This window comes from Marinomonas algae (genome assembly GCF_047525555.1).
Lineage (GTDB): Bacteria > Pseudomonadota > Gammaproteobacteria > Pseudomonadales > Marinomonadaceae > Marinomonas.
Genome location: NZ_JBLIXK010000007.1, coordinates 39,995 through 62,003 on the forward strand (window position 1 = coordinate 39,995; position 22,009 = coordinate 62,003).

Sequence of the window (22,009 nt, forward strand, 5' to 3'; positions counted from 1 at the left end):
ACTATATGAATTAATTTGTGAGATATGAGCTTTTATTTGGTTAAGTTATTGTCATAACTATTTCTTAAGAATATATTTAATTTACTGTAAATAAACAAATCAATTTATGACTTTTATTCATTAATAAAGTGCTCTAGGAGAAAAAATGTCTGAATCAAAAGAGTTTGTTCTTAAAGCGGCTTGTGATGCAACGAGTGGAATTGTGGCTTCCGTGACGTCTTACCTAGCAGACTTAGGCTGTTATATCGCAGAAATGCATCAATATGATGATGAAGAAAATAAACGCTTTTTTATGCGTGCAGTGTGTCGCATCGAATCTGCAGAAACGAGCTTAGATACAGTTCGAGCAGGTTTTGACGCACAAGTGGCTCCATTCAATATGGAGTGGGATATGACGGATACAGCATCCCCTATGCGTGTTTTATTGATGGTCAGTAAATTTGATCATTGTTTGGACGACTTATTGTACCGCCATCGTAAAGGCGAGTTGCCAATGGAAATTACCGCCATTGTGTCTAACCATAAAGATTTGCGCCCAATGGCTGAACGTGAAGGTATCCGCTTTGTACATTTGCCTGTCAATAAAGAAAACAAGCTAGAACAAGAGGCGGCTTTGTTGGACATAGTGAAAGAAACCAAAACGGATTTGATTGTATTGGCTCGTTACATGCAAATTCTTTCAGATGGTCTATGTAAAGAACTCAACGGCCGCGCGATTAATATTCACCATTCTTTCCTACCTGGATTTAAAGGTGCCAAGCCTTATCACCAAGCCCATGAACGAGGTGTGAAGTTAATTGGCGCTACGGCCCATTATGTGACGTCTGACTTAGATGAAGGGCCAATCATTTCTCAATCGGTTCAGCCTGTTGATCATACGTTCTCGCCAGATCGTTTGGTGGCAGTGGGTCGTGATACAGAAACCGTTGCTCTTGCTACCGCAGTGCGTCTGCACCTAGAAAATCGGGTGTTTATGTACGGTAACAAAACCGTTGTTTTTAAATAATTGAGGAGAGCAAACATGACGTTCAAGGTCATTGACGGTAAAAGTGTGGCAGACGATCTGGTTGAAGAAGTTCGTTTAGAAGTGCAGCAAATGTGTGAAGCCGGACATGCAGCGCCAGGTTTGGCTGTTGTGCTAGTGGGAGACGACCCTGCCAGTGGCGTTTATGTGCGCAACAAGATTCGACGAGCTGAGCAAGCAGGCATTCGTTCTATTGAAAAGCGTATGTCGGCAGATTGTAGCCAAGAAGAATTAGACGCAGTGGTCGAAGCGTTGAACCAAGACGATGAAGTACATGGCATTTTAGTTCAGTTACCTCTTCCTAAGCATTTATCAGAAGAACGTATTATCCGTTTGATTTCACCGCAAAAAGACGTGGATGGATTTCATCCAGTGAATGTCGGTTTGTTAGGCACAGGGCAAGCGGATTTGATTCCTTGTACTCCGCTAGGTTGTCTGGAAATGCTGCAGCGAGAATTAGGTGATTTGTCTGGTAAGCATGCGGTGATTGTGGGTCGATCAAATATCGTTGGTAAACCAATGGCGAACCTTTTATTGCAGGCAAACTGCACCATCACGGTTGTGCATTCTCGAACGCCAAACGCGAGCGAAATTAGCCGCATGGCGGATATTGTAGTAGCCGCTGTTGGTGTGCCTAAGCTGGTGGACGATGCTTGGATTAAACCCGGTGCGGTTGTGATTGATGTTGGTATCAATGCGATTGAACTTGATGGTAAGCGTAAATTAGTCGGCGATGTGGACTACGACAAAGTCGCACCCATGTGTCAGGCGATTACACCGGTTCCTGGTGGTGTAGGACCAATGACCATCGCTTGTTTGATGAAAAATACTCTAGTGGCTGCGAAACGATTAATGAACATTTCGCATTAAGCCGGTTATACACGATTTAAAAGAGGATCTCTGCTATGCCATTTTCTCTGTTGAAATATGGTCTTTCCAATGATTATCCATTTGAGAAAGATGCGGACTTGCCAACACCGACCGAGCTAAAACGCCATTATGATGTGGTCATCATTGGCGGCGGTGGTCATGGCGTGGCAACTGCTTATTATCTAGCGAAATATCACGGTATTACTAATGTCGCTATTTTGGAAAAAGGCTACTTAGGTGGAGGAAACACGGCTCGTAATACGGCGGTGATTCGATCTAACTATTTGACATCTGAAGGGGTGAAATTCTACAAGCAATCGGTTGACCTCTTTCAGGGGCTATCTAACGAGTTTGACTTCAACATTATGTATTCGTCTCGTGGCCAACTGACTCTTGCTCACACAGATGCCACAGTGCGCTCATTTCGTCAGCGTACGGAAGTGAATAAGCACTTTGGTGGTCGTACTGAATTGATCGATCCGAAGCAAATCAAAGAGTTGGTACCTACCTTGAACATGAACCCAGCTGATATGCCTATTTTAGCGGGTCTTTGGCACATTGATGGGGCAACCGCTCGACACGATGCGGTTGCTTGGGGTTACGCAAAAGGCGCGACTCAACGTGGCGTTGAATTGCACCAATTAACCGAAGTGACAGGCGTTACGGTTGATCATGGGAAAGTCGTTGGCGTAGAGACTAATCGCGGCAAGGTGAGTTGTGGTTGTGTGGTTCAAGCGGTTGCTGGTCACAGTTCCATTGTGGCGGCGATGGCGGGCATTAAGATGCCAATTACGACGTATCCGTTGCAAGCCATGGTTACTCAACCTGTAAAACCATTCTTAGATCCATTAGTCAGCTCTTCTGCTTTGCATTGCTATGTGCAGCAAACTGGCCGTGGAGAAATCGTCTTCGGTGGCGGATCGGATCCTTATCCTTTGTACAACACCCGTTCCACTTTGGATTTAAAAGAAAGTCTATTAGCCAGTGCGGTAGAAATGTTTCCTTTCATGGCGAACCTTAAGCTAATGCGTCAATGGGCTGGTATTACAGATATGACATCAGATTACAGCCCAATAATGGGGTTAAGCCCAGTAGAGAATTATTACCTTGATGCTGGCTGGGGAACGTGGGGATTTAAGGCGACACCAATCTGCGGGAAAACTATGGCTGAATTGGTTGCAAATGGCGGTAAGGTGCCAGATTTGATTGCGCCTTTTGCTATGGATCGCTTTGATGTTTTCCGCCAAGTCAATGAAATGGGCGCGACGGCCGCTAGTCACTAGGAGGATCGAAATGAAATTAATGACTTGTCCATTAAATGGCCCTAGAAACATCACCGAATTTGTCTACGGCGGTGAAGTGAAAGAAATGCCTAACCATAAAACCTGCAGTGACAAAGAGTGGGCCGATTACGTTTTTTACTCTGATAACACAGTGAAAGTGATTCAAGAATGGTGGTTTCATTCACCTTCTGGCTACTGGTTTATTGCTGAGCGTCACACCGCGAGCGATGAAATTTTACGAACCTATGATCCATCTGAGTTGTATCAAGACAGAGTCGATTTTGAACAGGGTGAAAATCTTCAGGAGGGAAGAGCATGAGTGCTTTAGACCGTTTGCCTGCCCCAATGGGGTCGTTAATTAATCGTAATAAAAAGATCAATTTCGAATTTGAAGACTATCGTTATATGGGCTTTGAAGGTGACACCATTGCCAGCGCTTTGATCGCGAATGATCAATGGCTTATGTCCCGTTCCTTTAAATACCATCGACCACGAGCGCCATTAACCATGGCGGGACAAGATGCAAATACGCTTGTTCAGTTGCCTGAAGAACCGAATGTCTTGGCAGATAGAACAGACATCAAGAAAGGCATGTGCGTGTTTGGCCAAAACTATTCCGGCACGTTAGAAGACGATGCTGATGATAAGTTAGGTTACGCAGGGCGTTTTATGCCAGTAGGCTTTTATTACCGTGCGTTTTATAAGCCAAAAGGGATTTGGGATAAGTGGGAACCCTTCATCCGTAAAAAAGCAGGATTAGGCTTTGCCGATCTAACTTTCCGACCTAGCTATTACGATAAAGCTTATGGTTTTTGTGATCTTGCGGTGGTTGGTGCTGGCCCTGCCGGTTTAGCGGCAGCCATTCAAGCGGCAGAAGCGGGAGCTAAAGTCATCTTGATTGATGAAAATAAGCAGCTTGGCGGTGCGCTTACTTACCACAGATTTGATGCTGAAGGCGGCTTGGCAGAAAGCACGTTACAGTCTTTGGTTGCCAAGGTTGATCAACATCCAAACATTCAAGTAATGACAGAAGCGGTTTGTAATGCTTGGTTCGCAGACAATTATTTGCCTGTTATTCAAGGCAAGCGAATGCATAAAATCCGAGCGAAGCAATGTATTGTGGCTTCTGGTGCCTTTGAGCAGCATGTTGTTTTCCGCAATAACGACCTTCCTGGCGTGGTGATGTCCAGCGCAGCGATGCGTCTGATGAAGCATTATGCGATCAAACCGGGTGACCGAGCGGTTGTGTTAACAGGAAACGATGACGGTTACTTGGCTGCGATTGAAATGGCGCAACAAGGTGTTACGGTGTCTTTGATTGTTGATATGCGTAAAGAAGGCGCGTCATCGGAATTATCCGACATGGCGAAGTCATTAGGCATCGCGATTAAAACCAACTCGACCGTGTTTGAAGCGGTTTCAAGTCATGACAAAAAGCATTTGGCGGCGGTTCGAGTCCATTCTATTGCTGAGCAAGGCAAGGTCGCTCGCAATGGCGTCACAATTCCATGTGACTTACTCTGCATGTCGGCTGGTTATATGCCAACTTATCAGCTTTTGTGTCAGGGGGGCGCAAAGCTTCAATATGACGATGCCAGCGCTCGTTTCACGTTAACAGGTTTGCCGAAAGGCGTTGCTATCGCGGGCTCTGTGAACGGTGTTCACGATTTAGACGCTGTGATGAAAGATGGCCAAAGAGCAGCGCAAGAAATGCTGGTTGCATTAGGTTTGGCAGATAAGCCCTTTGAAGCGGTGACTTGTACTAAAAATACCAACTTTGATTGGCCTATTTTTAAACATCCAAAAGGCAAAGAATTTGTTGATTTGGATGAAGACTTACAAGCCAAAGACATTATTAATGCGACCCGTTTAGGTTATCGCGATATTCAGTTGGTGAAGCGTTTTTCTACGGTTGGAATGGGGCCTTCTCAAGGTCGTCACTCAGCTTTGCCGACGGCGCGTTTGGTGGCGAAGGCAACAGAGCGTACTGTTAGCGAAACTGGCGTGACGACGGCTCGTCCACCTTTTGTTCCTGAGAAATTAGCGAACATTGCAGGTCGTATTTTTAACCCTCATCGTTACACGCCAATGCATAAGAGACACCTTGAGTTGGGAGCGCACATGATTCCTGCCGGTGCATGGCGTCGTCCCGCTTTTTATGGCTCTAAAGACAAGCGAAGCGAGTGGATCAAACAAGAAGCCATGGCCGTTCGTAATGCGGTTGGCATTATCGATGTGAGTACGTTAGGTGGCATTGAATTGCGTGGCCCAGATGCCGCAGAATTTATGAACCGCATGTACACTTTCGCTTTCCTTAAGCAGCCAGTTGGTAAAACCCGTTACGCGGTTTTGACCAATGAGCAAGGCGTTGTTGTTGATGATGGTGTGGCGTGTCGTATTGCTGAAGATCATTTTTATGTCACTGCGACAACAGGTGGTGTCGACGCTGTTTATCGTGAGATGACAAAGTGGAATGCTCAATGGCGTTTAAAAGTGGACATTGCCAATGTGACATCTGCTTTTTCAGCGGTCAATATCGCTGGGCCTTTGGCTCGTAAAGTGCTGGAAAAAGTCTGTACGGATGTGGATTTATCAAATGAAGCTTTCCCTTACTTAGGTTACCGAGAAGGCAGCATTGATGGCATGCCAGTGCGATTAATGCGAGTCGGTTTTGTCGGTGAGTTAGGTTATGAAGTTCACATGCCAACCTTGTTTGCTCTGAAAATCTGGGATGAGTTAATGGCGGCTGGTAAAGCCTTTGATATACGACCATTTGGTGTGGAAACACAGCGTTTATTGCGTCTTGAAAAGGGACATATCATTGTCAGCCAAGATACGGACGGTATGTCTCATCCGGGTGAATTATCATTGGATTGGGCGATTGCCCGTAAGAAACCATTTTATGTTGGCAGCCGCTCAGTAGACATTGTGATGGCTCGTCAGCAGACGCGTAAATTGGTTGGTTTTACATTGGATAAACTTTCTCCAAAACCAGAAGAAGGCCACATTGTTTTAGATGCCGCAGGAAGTGATGCAAATATTACAGGGAATGTGACTTCATGTGAGTATTCTCCAACACTGGATACTTATATCGGTTTGGCATTTGTTGGCATTGAACAACAAGATGAAGGCAAGAATTTCCCTATTCGCATTAATGGTCAGGAAGTGTGGGCAACGGTTGTTGCTTTGCCTTTCTATGACCCAACAGGTGCTCGTCAGGAGGTAGCGTAAGATGGCTGAATTTATTGTAAGTGAAAGTGCGGAGTCTCGTCAGAGCCAGATATTTTCTCTTTTGCCTTCGGGCTACCAAAGCTCTATTCAGTTGAAAGACAGCACCACAAAAAGCCGAGTTGGCTTTCGTGGTGTGGGTGTGGAAGCGTTTCTGACCAGTCAAGGCGTTAACTTTCCTAGTGCGCCTAACCAAGCGCTTCTTTCGGAAGCAGGGCTTTGGGTTTTACGCTTGAGTAAAACAGAGTTTTGGCTGGTGGATTTAACGGGAGAGCTATCAAACAGTATTTTTCTTCTTGAGCAGCTCTCTCAAGGCTTAGCAGACGTTTATCGACTTTATTGTCAGCACAGTCATGGGATGTTTGAAATATCAGGAACACTTGGCTCGCAAATGTTTGCAAAAGTATGTGGCGTTGATTTGTCTCATGATAAGTTCGCTGCAGGCTGCATAGCGCAAACCTCTATTGCACGAGTGAATGGCATTATTGTGAATGTTTCGGCTTCTGATAGCGTTTCGGATCGTTATTTACTGTGCAGCGATGTGTCTAGTTCTCAGCATCTTTGGGATGCTTTGATAGACTCCGCGCAAGAATTTTAATCCTTTCTACTAGCCGCTTTTACTTTGTAAAAGCGGCTTTATTTTCCCTTCTTTTCTTTCCTGTATTCCCAGATAAACACTCTATTTTGAGTGTAATCTTTTAAGTTGTTTTGCTCTTTTTCTGTCATCTAAAAAATGCTGTTTTAAATGCGGTAAATCCTTATTTGATTACCCCTTCAAATAATACTCTTAATATCTATAACTTATTGATTTTAATTGATAAATATATTTTATCATTACCCTTTAGGAGTAGTGCTAAGGAGGTATTTCTAATCTCGAACTGGCTCTGTAAAGTGAAGGATATACTTACTGAAACTCAATAAAAAGGAAACCTACACTATGGCAAATTCATGGCGTCGAACAGCCCTAGCATCACGACACGTTGCATTGGGTTCAACCTTAGAAGATTGGAATGGCATGGAAACCGCGTGGACTTATGAAGCTAGCGTAGAAAGCTCCTACGAAACCATACGCACAAAAGCTGGCTTAATGGATGTTTCTGGTCTTAAAAAAGTACATTACGTAGGGCCGCACGCTGAAAAGCTGATTGATTATGCGACGACTCGTGATGTGTCCAAATTGTATCCTGGCAAATCTGTTTACGCTTCTATGCTGGATGATCAGGGTAAGTTTGTTGACGATTGCATTATTTATCGTACTGGCCCAAATGCTTTTATGGTGGTGCATGGCGCTGGCCGTGGTTATGAAATGCTGACTTGTGCGGCTCAAGGTCTACAAGTGGCGATCTTATTTGATGATGATCTGCATGATATTTCCCTACAAGGCCCATTGGCGGTTGATTTCTTAGAAAAATACATTCCAGAAGTTCGTACATTGCCTTATTTCCACCACATGCAAACTCGCTTATTTGGCTACCCAGTGATGATCTCTCGCACGGGTTATACAGGTGAACGTGGTTACGAAATTTTCTGTAAAGCTGCAGATGTGACGGCGATTTGGGACAAGATTTTAGAAGACGGCGCACCAATGGGAATCAAACCTTGCTGCTTCCTAGCCTTGGATATGCTTCGAGTCGAAAGTAGCTTGTTGTTTTTCCCAGATGATAACTCTGAAGTTTACCCATTTGAAAATGAGCCTGCAGGGGATACTTTGTGGGAGTTGGGATTGGACTTCACTGTCTCCAAAGACAAAACAGAATTCCGCGGTGCGGCTGAGCACTTCCGTCTGCAAGGTAAAGAGCGCTTTAAGATCTTTGGCGTTTTACTGGAAGGAGACAGTGCTGCAGCGGCTGGCGATACCCTTTGGGCAGATGGCAAAGAAGTGGGTGTTATTACCTGTGCTATGTACTCGCCTTTGACGAAAAAATCCATGGCCATTGCTCGTTTTGATGTTGCTTATGCTGAGCAGGGCGCTCCTTTAGAAGTGAAAGGCAGCCTCAGTACTTCTGCTATTGCTCATTCGTTACCGTTTGACGATCCAGAGAAGAAAAAACGTACTGTGAAAGATTAATTGATTCATTTTTAACAATGAGTCTTGGATTAAGTGGGAGAAGATAATGGGGGTCCGAGGTGAAAAGTAAGCCTAGCTATCAACCCGTGGAGATTGATCTTACTGCGAGCATGAGTCTGTTTGTAGGGGAAGAGGGTCGATCTGATGCCATGACAGAGGTATCCGAGAAGTTGGAGGCAGACAAAAAAACAGTGCTGCATTTTAGTTTGAGTGATTGGGCGACAGAAGGAAGTGGGAAGCTTCCTCCTCAAGCTTTGCTTAACGCAATGGCGAGCCTGCCAATGTCGTCCAAAATCTATGTCTTTGGTTCAGAGGCTTTTTTGTGGGACATACATCAGTTTGCACTGGGTGCTGGGTTTATGTCTGAACAGGTGAAGTTGAATGAACCTGCTTCCTCTGCAAGAAGGGTGTTTTGTACCCATTGTTACACCGTTATGGAAGACATTGTTGAGACACCAATCCATTGTCAGGGTTGTGGCTTGCTATTGTTAGTTCGCGATCATTTCTCCCGCGCTCATGGTGCTTATGTTGGTTTAAACATTAACGCTGAAGACCCTACTGAAATTCCTGAGAAGGAGGCGCTGTAATGAGTAACTACACCATTCCTGTCAAGGTGAGTGCGATTAAAGAAGTAGCGCCTGCCATTCGAGAATTTACCTTAGTCGCTGAAAAGGATGACGATTTGCTCGCCTTTTCAGCTGGCTCCCATGTGGTTGTGACGATGAAAAGTGAAGAGGCAGTAATGCGCAACGCTTATTCTCTCGTCAGCAACCCGAACGATGCTTCATGCTATAAGATTTCAGTTCGCCTACAAGAAGAATCCCGTGGCGGTTCTGTCTTTATGCACAGTGTTGTGAAAGAAGGTGACATTTTATCTATCACGCCACCAAGCAATTTGTTTGCGCCTTATTGGGGAGCAAAAAAACACATTCTGATTGCCGGTGGTGTCGGAGTGACGCCATTCATGTCTTATATTCCTCAGCTTTTGCAGTCTGAAGAAACCGTTGAAATGCATTATATGTTTCATAGCAGTAAGACTGGCGCTTATCGAGATGAGCTTGAAAGTCAGCTAGGAAACCGCTTGTTTTGTTATGACTCTGACCAAGGCGTACGTGGTAATTTGACCGACATTTTGTCTGATCAGCCTGTTGGCACACATGTTTATATTTGTGGGCCACAAAGCTTGATTGATGGTGTGTTAGAAACAGCCGAAGCGTTAGGTTGGCCAAGAGAAGCGATTCATTTCGAAGCCTTTAAAGCACCAGAACCTGGTAAGCCATTTGATATTGAATTGAGCAAGTCGGGCGTGAAACTGCACGTTAAAGCCGATAGCAGCATTTTAGAAACATTGGAAGCTGCGGAAGTCCCTATTGAAAGCTCTTGTCGAGGTGGTGTTTGTGGTCGCTGTTTTGTTTCCGTATTGGATGGCGATATTGAACACAGAGACGAATTTTTGAGCGCTGACGAGAAAGCGAGTAAGAAGTGTATTATGCCCTGTGTCTCGCGAGCAACTGGCCCATCATTAGTTTTAGATTTGTAGGAGAGTTGAAATGCGATTAGCACCAAAACCCGTTCAGACTTTTCGGGATGATTTTACCTATTGTAACTCCAAGGAAGCCATTGCACGTTTTCCTTTCCCGTTTCCAGAAGATGAATACCGATATTCAGTCAACATTGAACCGCATCAGCCAAAAGACGGCCCAGGTTCTGTGTTCGAGTACTTTTATGACATAGATGAGCACTATCTTTCAGAAATGGCAGAGCGTGAAATGGTAATGAAAGAGCGACCTGCAAGTTGCTTGATGTTGCCTCATATGGATCTTGCTTGCTGGGATTTAATTGATGTCACCATGCATTCTTTGTCCAAAGACTACCCTGATTATTTCAGTCTTGAAAAACAAGGTGATCAGTGGTTTTGGCATAACCGCCTATTGAATCGAAAAGATCATTTTACCTTTGGTGATTCCAGCACCTTGCCTGAACCACCGCTTGCTTACATTGGTAAACAGGTGCAAGGGGATTTGGCGTTAATGGATCAGCGTGAAAATAACCTTTTCATGGATGCTGGTTTAATAACTTGCCCAGCGGATTGGTCTTTGGCGTTTGATGTTGGTATGAGCTTTGCCCAATGGCATGGTCCTGTGCCATTTGTTCACAGTGAGGGAATTATCGATCGAGCTTTAAAATTCTTGATGTCGATTCCTCAAAAGCAACCAACGCGCCGTTTGAATTGGACGCTTACAATTAATCCAAGAATGGACACTTCTCCAGAGACATATCCTAGTTGGGGAGCGGATAGAACCACGGTGACACCGGACAATATTGGTGAAAAAGTGTATCTCAGAGTCGAGCTGCAAGTGTTTGATCGTATGCCACGAAGCAACGCTTTAATGATGAATATTCGAACCTACTTGATCAGTATGGAAGATCTGGTGACTAACCCTCAGTGGGCGAAGAGAATTCACCGTACGATGCGTTCATTACCACCTGAAATCATTGATTACAAAGGTCTGACTCGCTATCACGGTATGTTGGTAGATTGGTTGTCACAGTTTGATCAATAAGATTTTTTGGTAATGCTAAAGGGTAAACTGCGCCGCATTAAATGCGGCGTAATTTTATGCAGATTAATGGCTTTAACGAATTAACCGCCTTGGAAAGTTAATTGTCTTGGTTGTGGCTGCGTGCACTCATTGATTGTTGGCTGGAATCTAACATGGCTTGGATTTGCTGGGTGGCATCTTGAGTTTGTGTGGCAAGCTGTTTTACTTCATTGGCAACCACAGCAAAACCTCGGCCAGCATCGCCTGCGCGAGCTGCTTCAATAGCCGCATTCAACGCCAGTAAATTAGTGCCGCTGGAAATGTTCGTGATGACACCTACGATATGGGATATTTGTTCGTAATTGGATTTCATTTGTTCGTACTCTTTCGTTTGAGCACGCTCTGTTTCTTTCTCAACCGAGATGTCACTTGCCCCTCCAACTACTCTGAGCAAAGTGCCATTCTCGTCTCTTAAGCAGGCTCCACGCTCACGAAACCAAATGTACTCGCCATTTTTGTGTTTCATTCGGTATTCAGTCACGTACTGATAATCTGGATCTGTGCTTTCCATTAGTTCACCAAAAGCATCCATTGTGCCTTTTAGGTCATCTGGGTGGGCGACGGCAAAAAAGCTATCCCATCCGTCTGGAAATTCTTCTTTCGAGTAACCAATTAGCTCTCTGAATTTGCTCGACCAAGTGATTAAGTTGGCTTCGTTGTCTGGGTCGCCGTCGATCACCTTTAGATCCCAATAGCCCTCAGAAATGACTTTTTGAGCAAGTTCCCACGCACTTTGATTCTGTATGAGCAGCTGGTGTGCTTCTTTTATTTCTGAGTGCTCGACTAAACTTTGATTCAATGTTTCGATATGTTGATTGGCCTCAGCGAGCTCAGATTTTGAATTCGATAATTCAATCTGAGTTTGCGCTAGCTCGGCTTCTAAAGAAGCGATTTTTTTCTGGTAACCTTGTTCTTCCGCTTTTTTGTTATTCCATAGCGCCTGCATTTTGTTAACGATCGATTTATACAAATCGGTCTTCTGGCCGGCGTGAAGTTCAGAGTCAATCGACTGGTTGCTGACTATGGCATCGAATGCTTTTTCTATATTTGTCAGGTCCGGTGTTGAACTTTTAAAAAATGGCATATGAAAGTCCTTTGTTAGTGAATAAAAATCGCTGAATTCAGCCCCATAATCATCAAGTGCTAGAAACGCAAAAACCGATTAAAGATTTAATCGGTTTTTAACGCGGGTTAGTTTGTTAATCTATTTCTCATTCAGGTACGCCTCGAGCGAATCATCTAAAGCATCAATCCATGGTGTGTGGTGTACCGGTGACATAGTGCCTGTCATCAAAGAGCGGTACGCGTGGTTACGGAATCCCATAATGTCGTCTTTTTTATGGTGCTTCCATTCAAGGAATGTTTGGCGCACACCTTCAATATCAAAAGTCGGGTAATCCGTCGCTTCGATGAGCTCTAAAATATAGTCACCTTGGAAGGTGAACATTTCTTCAGCTGTTTCTAATGTCAGTTCACGTTCACGCCACATTTGGCTATGTTTCTGCATTTCTTCTTTGGTTTCTGGCATCTCAATGCGGCCCATAATGAGGTCGCGAACGTACCAAGCTTGGGCATCAAACATGTTGAATGTGTACCACTGGTCTTGCATGCCTAGGTAGAAAAGTTTTGGATTGCTTTCCCATGCGACGCCTTTATAAAGGTCAAGCGGCCATAAGCGGTTGTCTGTTTTTAGGCATAGTGATTCTGGTAAGAATGGGAAGTGATGAAGATAACCGGTACATAAGATGATGGCGTCAATGTGTTTGGAAGTACCGTCTGCGAAAAAGGCCATGTCGCCATCTACTTTTTCCAGTAGAGGTTTTTCTTCCCAGTTGTCAGGCCATTTGAAGCCCATTGGCGCAGTACGGTAACAAGAGGTGATGCTTTTTGCGCCATACTTGTAACATTGAGAACCGACATCTTCTGCTGAATAGCTGCTGCCGACAATCAGGATGTCTTTGCCTTTGAATTCAAGTGCATCACGGAAATCATGGGCATGAAGAATTCGACCGCCAAAACTTTCGAAACCAGGGAAATAAGGTGTTTTTGGTGTAGAAAAGTGGCCAGATGCAACCACTACGTGGTCAAAAATTTCAGAGTAAATGCTGTCTTTTGTGTGATCGTGTACAGTAACAGTGAACAGTTCTGTTGCTTCATCAAAAGTGACACTACGAACCGCGGTATTAAAGCGAATGTATTTTCGAACATCGGCTTTTTCAACACGTCCTTTAATGTAATCCCATAAAACTTCACGAGGAGGATAAGACGCAATGGCTTTGCCGAAGTGCTCTTCAAAACTGTAGTCAGCAAATTCAAGACATTCTTTTGGGCCGTTAGACCATAGGTAGCGATACATACTGCTATGAACAGGTTCACCGTTTTCATCAAGACCTGTTCGCCATGTGTAATTCCATTGCCCGCCCCAATCTTGTTGTTTTTCAAAGCAGACCATATCAGGGATGTTGGCACCTTTTGCCTGAGCAGATTGAAATGCGCGTAGTTGTGCTAAACCACTTGGACCGGCACCGATAATAGCAATACGTTTTGACATCTAATTCTCCTGATTTCTGTAAACTGTGTTGTATGAAAAATGGATATACCAACAGAGTAAGAATTATTTCGTAATGCTGAAATTCCTCATAAAGGATAAGTAAAAGTAGGTAGATGTGAGTAGTTTCTCGCACCTAACTGACTCTGTACTGACCTTTCCTCAAATAAAACGCTTTTAATAAACTCTAATGACCCTAATTTAATGCACGAATAGCGAGCGTGATGCTTCTTTGTGCGCTATTTCTTGCTTGATCTGTGTTTTCTATGTTCATGACACTTGTAAAATAATGCCTTCGATACTCAGTACATCTCCGCTTTGAGAATAAATTCCTTGGCCTTTTTCAGTGACTCGATTGTAATGGCCATCAACGTGACGCAAGCGATAAGACAAATCAAAGTAGCGTTGTTCTTGTATGGCGATTTGCACTTCTTCCCAGACGCTTTGTGCATCTTCTGGGTGAATTAGGTCGCCGAATGAAAACTGCGTCTGGTTGATCAACTGCTCTGGATGGTATCCCGTGAGTTCAAAGCAACCATCGCTGATGTATTCCATTGTCCATTTGGTGTTATTCAGACCACGATACAAAATAGCCGGCATGCGGCTCACTAAGCCTGCCAGATTTCGATGGCCTGCCTTACGTATTTCATGTTGTTGCGTTTTCCTTGTGACATCACTCAATGTCATTGTGATAGGAAATATTTGTTGTGGATTGAGCTGCTGTAGTTGTGCTTCAAACCATTTTATTTCTTGATCTGGCGTGAGAATCCGTAGCGTGAGTTGGGTCGGAGTGAGCTTTTTCGGGATAGATTGAATCGCATCTCGCCATTTAGCTTGATCTTCAGGATGTATGTAATCGATGAATAGCGAATCGATAATGTGCTTGGTGCTGCGTTTGATCATATTTGACCAGCAGGTATTAAAGTGCTGAATGCTGTAGTGATGATCCAACACTAAAATAGCATCGTTTAAGCTGTTTAAAACCACATCAGGTTCTTGGTAGCGTGATGCTTTTGCTTTTTTTCTCTGAGGAAATAAGAAATCCAATCCGATCATAGGGTCACTCCGACTGGAAATTATGGCTGGCGTGAGCCCATGCAGCCAGTTCAAGTCTTGACCCTAAATTAAGCTTCCTTAATAGGTTTTTTACGTAGACTTTCACTGTTCCGTCACTGATGCCTAATTCACGGGCGATGAGCTTATTACTCATGCCTTGGGTAATTAACTGTAGGGTTTGTTTTTCGCGCTCTGTCAGTTCAAAGGCATCATCTTCATGGCTTACTGGTGAGGCGGTATTGTTCCCTTCGCTGATGTGTTTCGCCAGCATGGTGACGCCTGTTGCATCAATCGCAATGTCACCTTGCAGTACAGTTCCTAATTGACTGAGGATGGCGTCTGGACTGGAGTCTTTTAGCAAATAACCATTTGCCCCAAGAGTGATGGCTTCAAATAATTCGGAGCTGTCTTCAGAAGCGGTAATAATGACAACTTTGAGTTGATTTTGCAGTGCTCGAACTTTTTTTAAGGTGTCGATGCCTGAAATTTTTGGCATGTGTAAATCGAGGAGCAATAAGTCGATTTGAGTTGGGTAGGGCGATTTTAAAAACTCAAAACCATCATCATAATCTGCCATCACGTGAAAATCTGGATGGCTATTTAATAGTTCTACAAGACCGCGTCGAAAAAGTGGATGGTCATCTAATACAACAACTTTTGTTGTTTCATGTCCTATCATTCGTTTACCTCCGGAAGACTCAGATCAATTCGAGTGCCTCCGCCTTGTCGTTTATTAATGGTAAGAGAGGCTGATATTTTTTCAGCCCGTTCGTGCATGATTCTGAGTCCGAAGCTGTCATGACGCTTTCCATTTTCTTGTATACCTTTTCCATTGTCTTCTACGCGGATCAATATGCGGCCATTGTCCTGATGTTGGATCAGAACCCTTGCGTGGCTGGCTTGAGCGTGGCGTATGGTATTACTAAGTGCTTCACGGACAATGTAAAGCACTTGTCCATCATCTGGCGTGTGCAGATCACCTTTTAGGCGATTATCGAACTCGAAAACGATGCTGGAACGTAATTCAAAATCTTCAATGGCGTTACTGATTAGCTTGATGAGGTTTTCCGACTCAAGCTTAGTGCGTGATGTGGTAATAATGTCTCGTGCCTGACGGTAAGCCAATTTCACTTGAGAGGCGATTTCTGCACTGGTGTCACTAACGGACGAACCTTCAAAGTTCTGACATTCCTTTGCCAAACCGCAGGTTTTGATTCTTAGGTATCCTAATGTTTGAGCAAGTGTGTCGTGTAATTCAGCTGCATAATTGGCATTAATCTCATCAACAACACTTTGCATTTTGGTTTGTTGTTTATGCCAAGCGCTTAATCCCTTTTCTAGGGTATAAATGACTTTTTCTAAATAAAACTGAATCTTTTCATCAGATGGTTTCTGACTGGCAAAGACCAAAGTGAGTAAAGTGCTTTCCTTGGTTGAAGGGGGATTTTTTCCATATTGAATAACACTAACGTGACTAGACAATGTTGATGTGTCTTTTGGTGAGGCTAGTCTATGTTGAAATATTACTTTGGGATGTTGCTTATTAATTTTACTTAGAATACTTGGTACAGAAGCCACACTTTTGGCAAATAGCCATTGGTTGTTCTGAGTTTTAGGGCTTAGAACAAAAACATCAGCATCCAGTTTTTCTCGAATGTAGCTTTGGATGTCTTTGAGTGCTGTGCGCAAGGTGTGGTCTATGTCATCACTTAAAGCAAGATCCAATATTAGGTGGTCAAAGCTTTCCATTGCTTCTTTTTTCTCTACTTTTACCTTTTTAGGGAAAAAAGCAGAGAAGCTATTATGCAGTAGCAAAGAGAGTGAATTAGGCATTGAGTACTCAACCGTTTCCAATGTGAACTGATCTTTGACCAAGCAGTTAGTGTGCCAAGTGGTTGCTTTTTATTGTGGGTATTGAAGCTTACTCCATTGGTCTTACTCCTTCCTGAGCATTGTGTGGCAAAGCACTATAGGTAAATATTTTTAACTGTTGAGAATAATTTAAGCGCGCGTTTCAGTGTATTGCAAAGCGCACCAAGATGATTCTTACATCTTTTTTAAGCATCATTTCAGGTCGATTCGAGAGCTGATGAACATACTATTGTTGGTAGGAAATAAAAGATGAATTTGCAGCAATGTCATCAAGATACACATGAAGCGGGCCTAATCAGAGAGCACAGAGTGATTGGGCAAAGCGCATTAAGGTTGCATGTTAAAGCAGGAGAATCACTTGATATAAGCTCATTTGATGGGCTGCAAAGTTGTGAGTTATTGGTTTTAGCTCAGGATGGTCAGCCTAAAAAAATGCCTTACGATAGAGTTCCAGCAAAGCAGGCTCTTGCTCAAATGGAACAGAGTAATGCTTCATCTGAACGATTAATCACGCAGTTGGACAGCTGGAATATCCCCTCAGATTTACTTCAGCAAGCCTATGCTTTCTCTAGTAGCGAGTTGCCGACTTTATACTTTGATGAGGACGCCACTGTTGTCGTCTTGTGCTGTGGTGAAGACATGCTGGTTGATGAACAGAACCCCATCACTGAGCTGTTAGTGGCTCATCACTTGGTGAGTCAATCGGATTACTATGATTTGCCTGCGCCCCTTGCTGAACCAGTTCAGGACATCAGAGTGCCTCGATGTTCGGCGCGAAGCTACCTTGTGAAAAAAGGTGAGTGGATACAAATCATCGATGTAGAAGGGAAGCAGTGTTCGGACTTTGTTGCTTTTGATTATGATGCTCTGCAACAGGGGCGAGAAGTGATCATTGATGCTGCTGGCACCCGAACAACTGATGGTCGCACGACCCCAACACCAGGGCTGCATTCTAAGTTTCAAGATGCTTATCAGAAGACTATGTTGGAACTGGTGCAAGATACGGTCGGCCGACATGACAGTTTTTTGTATGCCTGTAACTCGAAATTCTATGAAGATCATGGTGTTTTCGGTCATGTTAATTGCACAGACAACATTAACAATGCTGTATCTGAATATGGTGTGGCACCTCGTTTTGGCTGGCCAGCCATTAATTTCTTTTTTAATACACAAGCGAGCAGCTGTGGCTTGATTACCTCACAAGAGCCATTTTCCTCTGCAGGAGATTATATTCTACTGCGAGCGGCTCGTGATCTTTTGTGTGTATCAACCGCTTGTCCTGATGATATGGACCCAGCTAACGGTTGGAATCCAACGGATATACATGTTCGCGTCTACGACGCAGATTCTGAATTTCCACGCTCTATTGGGCATCGACTTACGCCACAGGAATTGACACGCATGACTAAGCAAACAGGCTTTCATCCTCGCATTGCCGCATTAACGAAACAGTTCACAGAATACAAAGGTTACTGGGTAGCCTCTCATTATGATAACTGGGGAGCAAAAACAGAGTACCTTGCTTGCCGAGAAAAAGTCGCCATGATCGACCTTTCTCCTTTGCGCAAGATGGAGGTTTTAGGGCCAGACGCAGAAGCTTTTTTGCAGCTTGCCTTAACTCGAAATGTACGACGTATGTCGGTCAACGAAGTTGTGTATTCAGCAATGTGTCATGAAACGGGCGGCATGATAGATGATGGCACCTTGTTCCGATTAGGAGAGCAAGCGTTTCGTTGGATATGCGGTGATGCTTATAGCTTAGTTTGGTTGCGAGAGCTTGCGCAGAAAACAGGGCATCGAGTGACAATTCGTGAGTCTACAGACCAAATACACAATGTGGCGGTGCAAGGGCCGAACAGTCGAGCCTTGTTGGCGTCGTTGATCTGGACACCAGAGCATCAAACCGAATTGACAGAGCTTAAATGGTTCCACTTTTTAGTTGGTAGATTGGGCGCTGAAGACGGTATTCCGTTAATGGTTTCTCGAACAGGTTACACAGGGGAATTGGGCTTTGAAGTTTGGTGTCACCCAAATGATGCTCCAGCTGTGTGGGATGCGATTTGGCAAGCGGGTCAGGAATTCGGCATTGCACCTATGGGATTCGACGCGCTGGATATGTTGCGTGTTGAAGCAGGGCTGATTTTTGCGGAACACGAATTTAATGCTGAGACGAACCCATTCGAAGCGGGTATCGGCTTTACTACACCATTGAAAACACAAGAGGAGGACTTTGTCGGTCGCAAAGCCATTGAATTACAAACACCAGCAAGTCGTCACCGATTGGTCGGCCTTTTTATCCATGATAACGATTTAGTGAGTCATGGGGATCAAGTATTTAATGGACGATTCCCAGTGGGTGTCGTGACAAGTTCGATTTACTCGCCATTGCTGAAAAAGCAAATTGCTATGTGTCGTATGGCGCCCGGCTTTGTTGAACCGGGAACGGAAGTCGAGATAGGTCAATTGGATGGACATAAAAAGCGTATTAAAGCAGAGGTAACGACTTTGCCATTTTATGATCCTGAGAGAACAAGAGTTCGAAGTTAAGCGTGAACTAGCGTTTACTCAACTCATTTACCACGCATATGTAGAGCTGCTTCTATTTTTGCGTTCTTACTTATTATTTGAAATGTCTGAGAAGTATTGTTTATGTCTGAATCAAAAGAGTTTGTGTTAAAAGCCACTTGTGATGCAACGAGCGGAATTGTTGCATCGGTTTCATCTTATTTGGCGGATCTTGGTTGCTATATATCGGAGATGCATCAATACGATGATGAAGAAAATAAGCGTTTCTTCATGCGTGCTGTGTGCCGTATTGAATCTGCCGAGACAACGCTCGATAAAGTTCGCGAAGGGTTTGATGCCAAAGTGCAGCCTTTTAACATGGAATGGGAGCTGTCCGATGCCGCTACACCAATGCGTGTGTTGTTGATGGTTAGTAAATTTGATCACTGTTTAGATGATTTGCTATATCGACACCGTAAAGGTGAATTGCCAATGGAGATTACTGCCATTGTGTCGAATCATAAAGACCTTCGTCCTATGGCAGAACGAGAAGGTATTCGCTTTGTTCATTTGCCAGTGAATAAAGAAAACAAACTTGAGCAAGAAGCGGCGTTAATGGCGATTGTTGAGGAAACGAAGACAGATTTAATCGTCCTTGCGCGTTATATGCAGATCTTGTCTGATGGTTTGTGTAAGCAACTTCATGGCCGAGCGATCAATATACATCACTCTTTCTTGCCAGGATTTAAAGGTGCAAAACCTTATCATCAAGCCCATGTTCGAGGTGTTAAGTTGATTGGTGCAACTGCTCATTATGTTACCTCTGATTTGGATGAAGGGCCGATTATTGAGCAATCAGTACAGCCTGTAGATCATAGCTTCTCTCCAGAGCGTTTGGTTGCGGTTGGGCGAGACACGGAAACCGTGGCATTGGCAACGGCTGTGCGTTTACACCTTGAACACCGAGTGTTTATGTACGGCAATAAAACAGTCGTTTTCAAATAACGTAGAATCCTGCTCTTAAAAGGAAGAGGTGCTAATGCGCTCTTCCTTTTTCGTTTAAAGCTACAGGAAGTGACTTTGAAGGAATGTGTGATTGTTGGACGGTCACAGCTGACCGAGTGTATCGCCCAATTATTTATTTTAAATAAATAGTTGATCTAAAAGGAAGTTCGTATATAATGCGCTCCAAGTTTTGAGAGGCAATCTTGAAAAACTCACTACTTAAAAGCAGTAGTGCTTATGTAAATAAGCAAAGAGCTTAAATGTGTTGGAGTGGTAGTTCAGTTGGTTAGAATACCTGCCTGTCACGCAGGGGGTCGCGGGTTCGAGTCCCGTCCATTCCGCCATTTTCTTTACCTAAGTTAGTCACAGGTAAAGTCAGTTTATCTATATTCTTATATTTCCCCATCTTGTCATAATTTTGTTTTTATTTTCTCTGTTTTCTCCACATTCTGTTCTTTTGTGGAGTAATATTTGTTAAATATTGTATTCCTTTAGTCATACTTACTGGTAATATCATTCTGTAGGCTTCTATAATGGAAGCGTATAACTGGTTTGATGATTAAAAAATAATTTTCCTAATAAAAATAACAATGGAGCTTATTATGACCACCTCAAAAGTTTTCTTTAAAGCGAGTCTCGTGGCAGCCTCTGTGGCTGTGGCGTCTTCAGCCTATTCGGCAGGCTTCGCTCTTAATGACCATAGTGCTACTGCATCTGGTACTGCTCTTGCTGGAGCGGCGGCTTCCGGTGCAGATATATCCTTTAGCTATTGGAACCCTGCCTTATTTCTAAATGCTACCGAAACAACTGTCTATGTCTCCGGTGCGTATGTTATGCCGAGTATGGAAGCGACAGTAACAGAAGCGACAAATGGCACGGATTTAACGGCAACTTCAGCGACTTCGTCTACAGATTCTGTTAACGATACGCTTGTCCCTTCAATTTATTTCGCTAAGCCTTTATCGGATAGTACTGTGGCCGGTATTTCTTTGAATGTGCCTTATGGTCTTTCAGGGGATTATGGTGACGAATGGGCTGGTCGTTTTCATGCTACAGAAACCAGTATTCAAGATATTGCGTTGAGCTTTTCCTTAGCGCATCGATTAAATGAAAAGTTTTCTCTTGGTGCAAGTGTGCAGCTACATCAAGCTGATGTGGTATTGGCGTCAGCCGTTGGTAATGCAGCTCTTAGTGAAGGTGATGGCAGAATTGAAGCAGATGCAACTGGCTATGGTTTTAGTTTAGGTGCTTTGCTTGAGCCCGTAAAAGGGACACGAATTGGTGTTGGGTATCGCAGTGAAGTGAATTTCGATTTTGAAGGGGATGTCACTTATACAAATGTAGATACTTTGAATTCATTTGGGCAGAGTTTATTAGATGTTGCTGTGTCAGATTCTTTAATTTTTCCCTCTGTTTTTACTATGAGCTTGGATCAAGAGCTAACGGAAAAGCTGACCTTAGGGCTGACTGCAATGCGAACAGGTTGGGGCTCTATGGATGAGTTGAGAATTGATTTTGATGATGATGCAACTACTCAATCAGACTCAGTCTTAACCTTTGACTTTGAAGATCAGTGGTTTTACTCAGCGGGATTGACTTATGACTATTCAGATAAGTTGATATTACGCACCGGTGTTGCTATTGATTATTCACCTGTGACGGATGAGTATCGCTCAGCCCGTACGCCAGATGGTGATCGTACTTGGTTGTCATTTGGTGGGACGTATAACGTTAACGATATGACATCTCTAACATTCGCTTATACTCATGTGATGATTGATGATGTATCGGTTAGCCGAGATGGTACAGGTGAAGATTCGGCTCGCGGAACTTTAGAGGCTGATTATGAGTCTTCAGCTAATGTCTTCTCTTTAGCAATGAACATGTCGTTCTAGTTTCATAAAACACTGCATTCATAAAAAAACCAGAGCTTCTTAAGTTCTGGTT

18 protein-coding genes and 1 tRNA gene are annotated in these 22,009 nt (G+C 43.8%); 14 read left to right on the forward strand and 5 right to left on the reverse strand.

Annotated elements, in window-relative coordinates; translation table 11 throughout:
- The first annotated feature begins 145 nt into the window (after positions 1-145).
- From purU (ACMUMQ_RS10880) to ACMUMQ_RS10925, 10 genes are all read left to right on the forward strand, one after another.
- The gene (purU, locus tag ACMUMQ_RS10880) at positions 146-1,006 is read left to right on the forward strand and encodes a formyltetrahydrofolate deformylase (RefSeq protein ID WP_414682014.1); all 861 of its coding nucleotides are present in this window, start codon (positions 146-148) and stop codon (positions 1,004-1,006) included.
- 15 nt (positions 1,007-1,021) lie between these two features.
- On the forward strand, positions 1,022-1,894 hold the full coding sequence (gene folD / locus ACMUMQ_RS10885) for a bifunctional methylenetetrahydrofolate dehydrogenase/methenyltetrahydrofolate cyclohydrolase FolD (RefSeq protein ID WP_317004199.1): 873 nt from the start codon (positions 1,022-1,024) through the stop codon (positions 1,892-1,894).
- 35 nt (positions 1,895-1,929) lie between these two features.
- Entirely contained in the window at positions 1,930-3,177 is a 1,248-nt protein-coding gene (locus tag ACMUMQ_RS10890; protein ID WP_317004198.1) for an FAD-dependent oxidoreductase, read from the forward strand.
- 10 nt (positions 3,178-3,187) lie between these two features.
- Positions 3,188-3,496 (forward strand): sarcosine oxidase subunit delta, encoded by a 309-nt coding sequence (locus ACMUMQ_RS10895; RefSeq protein ID WP_414682015.1) that lies wholly within the window; start codon positions 3,188-3,190, stop codon positions 3,494-3,496.
- Positions 3,493-6,408, forward strand: a complete 2,916-nt coding sequence (locus tag ACMUMQ_RS10900; RefSeq protein ID WP_414682016.1) for an FAD-dependent oxidoreductase — start codon at positions 3,493-3,495, stop codon at positions 6,406-6,408. Before ACMUMQ_RS10895 ends, ACMUMQ_RS10900 begins: the two co-directional genes overlap by 4 nt.
- Position 6,409: 1 nt before the next feature.
- Positions 6,410-7,003 (forward strand): sarcosine oxidase subunit gamma, encoded by a 594-nt coding sequence (locus ACMUMQ_RS10905; protein ID WP_414682017.1) that lies wholly within the window; start codon positions 6,410-6,412, stop codon positions 7,001-7,003.
- A 339-nt stretch (positions 7,004-7,342) separates the two neighbouring features.
- A complete protein-coding gene (locus ACMUMQ_RS10910; RefSeq protein WP_414682018.1) occupies positions 7,343-8,473 on the forward strand; it encodes an aminomethyl transferase family protein in 1,131 nt (376 codons plus the stop codon).
- Between the two features lie 59 nt (positions 8,474-8,532).
- Complete coding sequence (locus ACMUMQ_RS10915; RefSeq protein WP_414682019.1) at positions 8,533-9,060, forward strand: dimethylamine monooxygenase subunit DmmA family protein; 528 nt, start codon at positions 8,533-8,535, stop codon at positions 9,058-9,060.
- Complete coding sequence (locus ACMUMQ_RS10920) at positions 9,060-10,013, forward strand: PDR/VanB family oxidoreductase (protein WP_414682020.1); 954 nt, start codon at positions 9,060-9,062, stop codon at positions 10,011-10,013. The genes ACMUMQ_RS10915 and ACMUMQ_RS10920 overlap by 1 nt, the downstream gene beginning before the upstream one ends.
- Positions 10,014-10,023: 10 nt before the next feature.
- The gene (locus ACMUMQ_RS10925) at positions 10,024-11,037 is read left to right on the forward strand and encodes a heme-dependent oxidative N-demethylase family protein (RefSeq protein ID WP_414682021.1); all 1,014 of its coding nucleotides are present in this window, start codon (positions 10,024-10,026) and stop codon (positions 11,035-11,037) included.
- Positions 11,038-11,134: 97 nt separating this feature from the next.
- Here ACMUMQ_RS10925 and ACMUMQ_RS10930 read toward each other — a convergent pair whose 3' ends face one another.
- From ACMUMQ_RS10930 to ACMUMQ_RS10950, 5 genes are all read right to left on the reverse strand, one after another.
- A complete protein-coding gene (locus ACMUMQ_RS10930) occupies positions 11,135-12,160 on the reverse strand; it encodes a methyl-accepting chemotaxis protein (protein ID WP_414682022.1) in 1,026 nt (341 codons plus the stop codon).
- 120 nt (positions 12,161-12,280) lie between these two features.
- On the reverse strand, positions 12,281-13,627 hold the full coding sequence (locus ACMUMQ_RS10935) for a trimethylamine monooxygenase (protein WP_414682023.1): 1,347 nt from the start codon (positions 13,625-13,627) through the stop codon (positions 12,281-12,283).
- A gap of 267 nt (positions 13,628-13,894) precedes the next feature.
- Complete coding sequence (locus tag ACMUMQ_RS10940; RefSeq protein ID WP_414682024.1) at positions 13,895-14,680, reverse strand: PAS domain-containing protein; 786 nt, start codon at positions 14,678-14,680, stop codon at positions 13,895-13,897.
- 4 nt (positions 14,681-14,684) lie between these two features.
- Positions 14,685-15,359 carry a response regulator gene (locus tag ACMUMQ_RS10945; RefSeq protein ID WP_414682025.1) on the reverse strand — a complete coding sequence of 225 codons (675 nt, stop codon included), beginning with the start codon at positions 15,357-15,359 and terminating at the stop codon, positions 14,685-14,687.
- The gene (locus tag ACMUMQ_RS10950; RefSeq protein ID WP_414682026.1) at positions 15,356-16,513 is read right to left on the reverse strand and encodes a sensor histidine kinase; all 1,158 of its coding nucleotides are present in this window, start codon (positions 16,511-16,513) and stop codon (positions 15,356-15,358) included. Before ACMUMQ_RS10950 ends, ACMUMQ_RS10945 begins: the two co-directional genes overlap by 4 nt.
- 288 nt (positions 16,514-16,801) lie before the next feature.
- Between ACMUMQ_RS10950 and ACMUMQ_RS10955 the strand changes: the two genes are divergently transcribed.
- The 4 genes from ACMUMQ_RS10955 to ACMUMQ_RS10970 all read left to right on the forward strand — a co-directional run bounded on the left by ACMUMQ_RS10955 (position 16,802) and on the right by ACMUMQ_RS10970 (position 21,957).
- Entirely contained in the window at positions 16,802-19,099 is a 2,298-nt protein-coding gene (locus ACMUMQ_RS10955) for a DUF1989 domain-containing protein (protein ID WP_414682027.1), read from the forward strand.
- 102 nt (positions 19,100-19,201) lie between these two features.
- Positions 19,202-20,062, forward strand: coding sequence for a formyltetrahydrofolate deformylase (gene purU / locus ACMUMQ_RS10960; protein ID WP_414682028.1), 861 nt, complete (start codon positions 19,202-19,204; stop codon positions 20,060-20,062).
- A 267-nt stretch (positions 20,063-20,329) separates the two neighbouring features.
- A tRNA-Asp gene (locus ACMUMQ_RS10965) sits at positions 20,330-20,406 on the forward strand.
- A gap of 258 nt (positions 20,407-20,664) precedes the next feature.
- Entirely contained in the window at positions 20,665-21,957 is a 1,293-nt protein-coding gene (locus ACMUMQ_RS10970; RefSeq protein ID WP_414682029.1) for an OmpP1/FadL family transporter, read from the forward strand.
- The last annotated feature ends 52 nt before the right edge of the window (positions 21,958-22,009 follow it).

Bases quoted from the DNA above. Each gene is read 5' to 3' on its own strand.
- purU (WP_414682014.1), top strand. From the start codon at position 146: ATGTCTGAATCAAAAGAGTTTGTTCTTAAAGCGGCTTGTGATGCAACG.
- folD (WP_317004199.1), top strand. From the start codon at position 1,022: ATGACGTTCAAGGTCATTGACGGTAAAAGTGTGGCAGACGATCTGGTT.
- ACMUMQ_RS10890 (WP_317004198.1), top strand. From the start codon at position 1,930: ATGCCATTTTCTCTGTTGAAATATGGTCTTTCCAATGATTATCCATTT.
- ACMUMQ_RS10895 (WP_414682015.1), top strand. From the start codon at position 3,188: ATGAAATTAATGACTTGTCCATTAAATGGCCCTAGAAACATCACCGAA.
- ACMUMQ_RS10900 (WP_414682016.1), top strand. From the start codon at position 3,493: ATGAGTGCTTTAGACCGTTTGCCTGCCCCAATGGGGTCGTTAATTAAT.
- ACMUMQ_RS10905 (WP_414682017.1), top strand. From the start codon at position 6,410: ATGGCTGAATTTATTGTAAGTGAAAGTGCGGAGTCTCGTCAGAGCCAG.
- ACMUMQ_RS10910 (WP_414682018.1), top strand. From the start codon at position 7,343: ATGGCAAATTCATGGCGTCGAACAGCCCTAGCATCACGACACGTTGCA.
- ACMUMQ_RS10920 (WP_414682020.1), top strand. From the start codon at position 9,060: ATGAGTAACTACACCATTCCTGTCAAGGTGAGTGCGATTAAAGAAGTA.
- ACMUMQ_RS10925 (WP_414682021.1), top strand. From the start codon at position 10,024: ATGCGATTAGCACCAAAACCCGTTCAGACTTTTCGGGATGATTTTACC.
- ACMUMQ_RS10930 (WP_414682022.1), bottom strand. From the start codon at position 12,160: ATGCCATTTTTTAAAAGTTCAACACCGGACCTGACAAATATAGAAAAA.
- ACMUMQ_RS10935 (WP_414682023.1), bottom strand. From the start codon at position 13,627: ATGTCAAAACGTATTGCTATTATCGGTGCCGGTCCAAGTGGTTTAGCA.
- ACMUMQ_RS10940 (WP_414682024.1), bottom strand. From the start codon at position 14,680: ATGATCGGATTGGATTTCTTATTTCCTCAGAGAAAAAAAGCAAAAGCA.
- ACMUMQ_RS10945 (WP_414682025.1), bottom strand. From the start codon at position 15,359: ATGATAGGACATGAAACAACAAAAGTTGTTGTATTAGATGACCATCCA.
- ACMUMQ_RS10950 (WP_414682026.1), bottom strand. From the start codon at position 16,513: ATGCCTAATTCACTCTCTTTGCTACTGCATAATAGCTTCTCTGCTTTT.
- ACMUMQ_RS10955 (WP_414682027.1), top strand. From the start codon at position 16,802: ATGAATTTGCAGCAATGTCATCAAGATACACATGAAGCGGGCCTAATC.
- purU (WP_414682028.1), top strand. From the start codon at position 19,202: ATGTCTGAATCAAAAGAGTTTGTGTTAAAAGCCACTTGTGATGCAACG.
- ACMUMQ_RS10970 (WP_414682029.1), top strand. From the start codon at position 20,665: ATGACCACCTCAAAAGTTTTCTTTAAAGCGAGTCTCGTGGCAGCCTCT.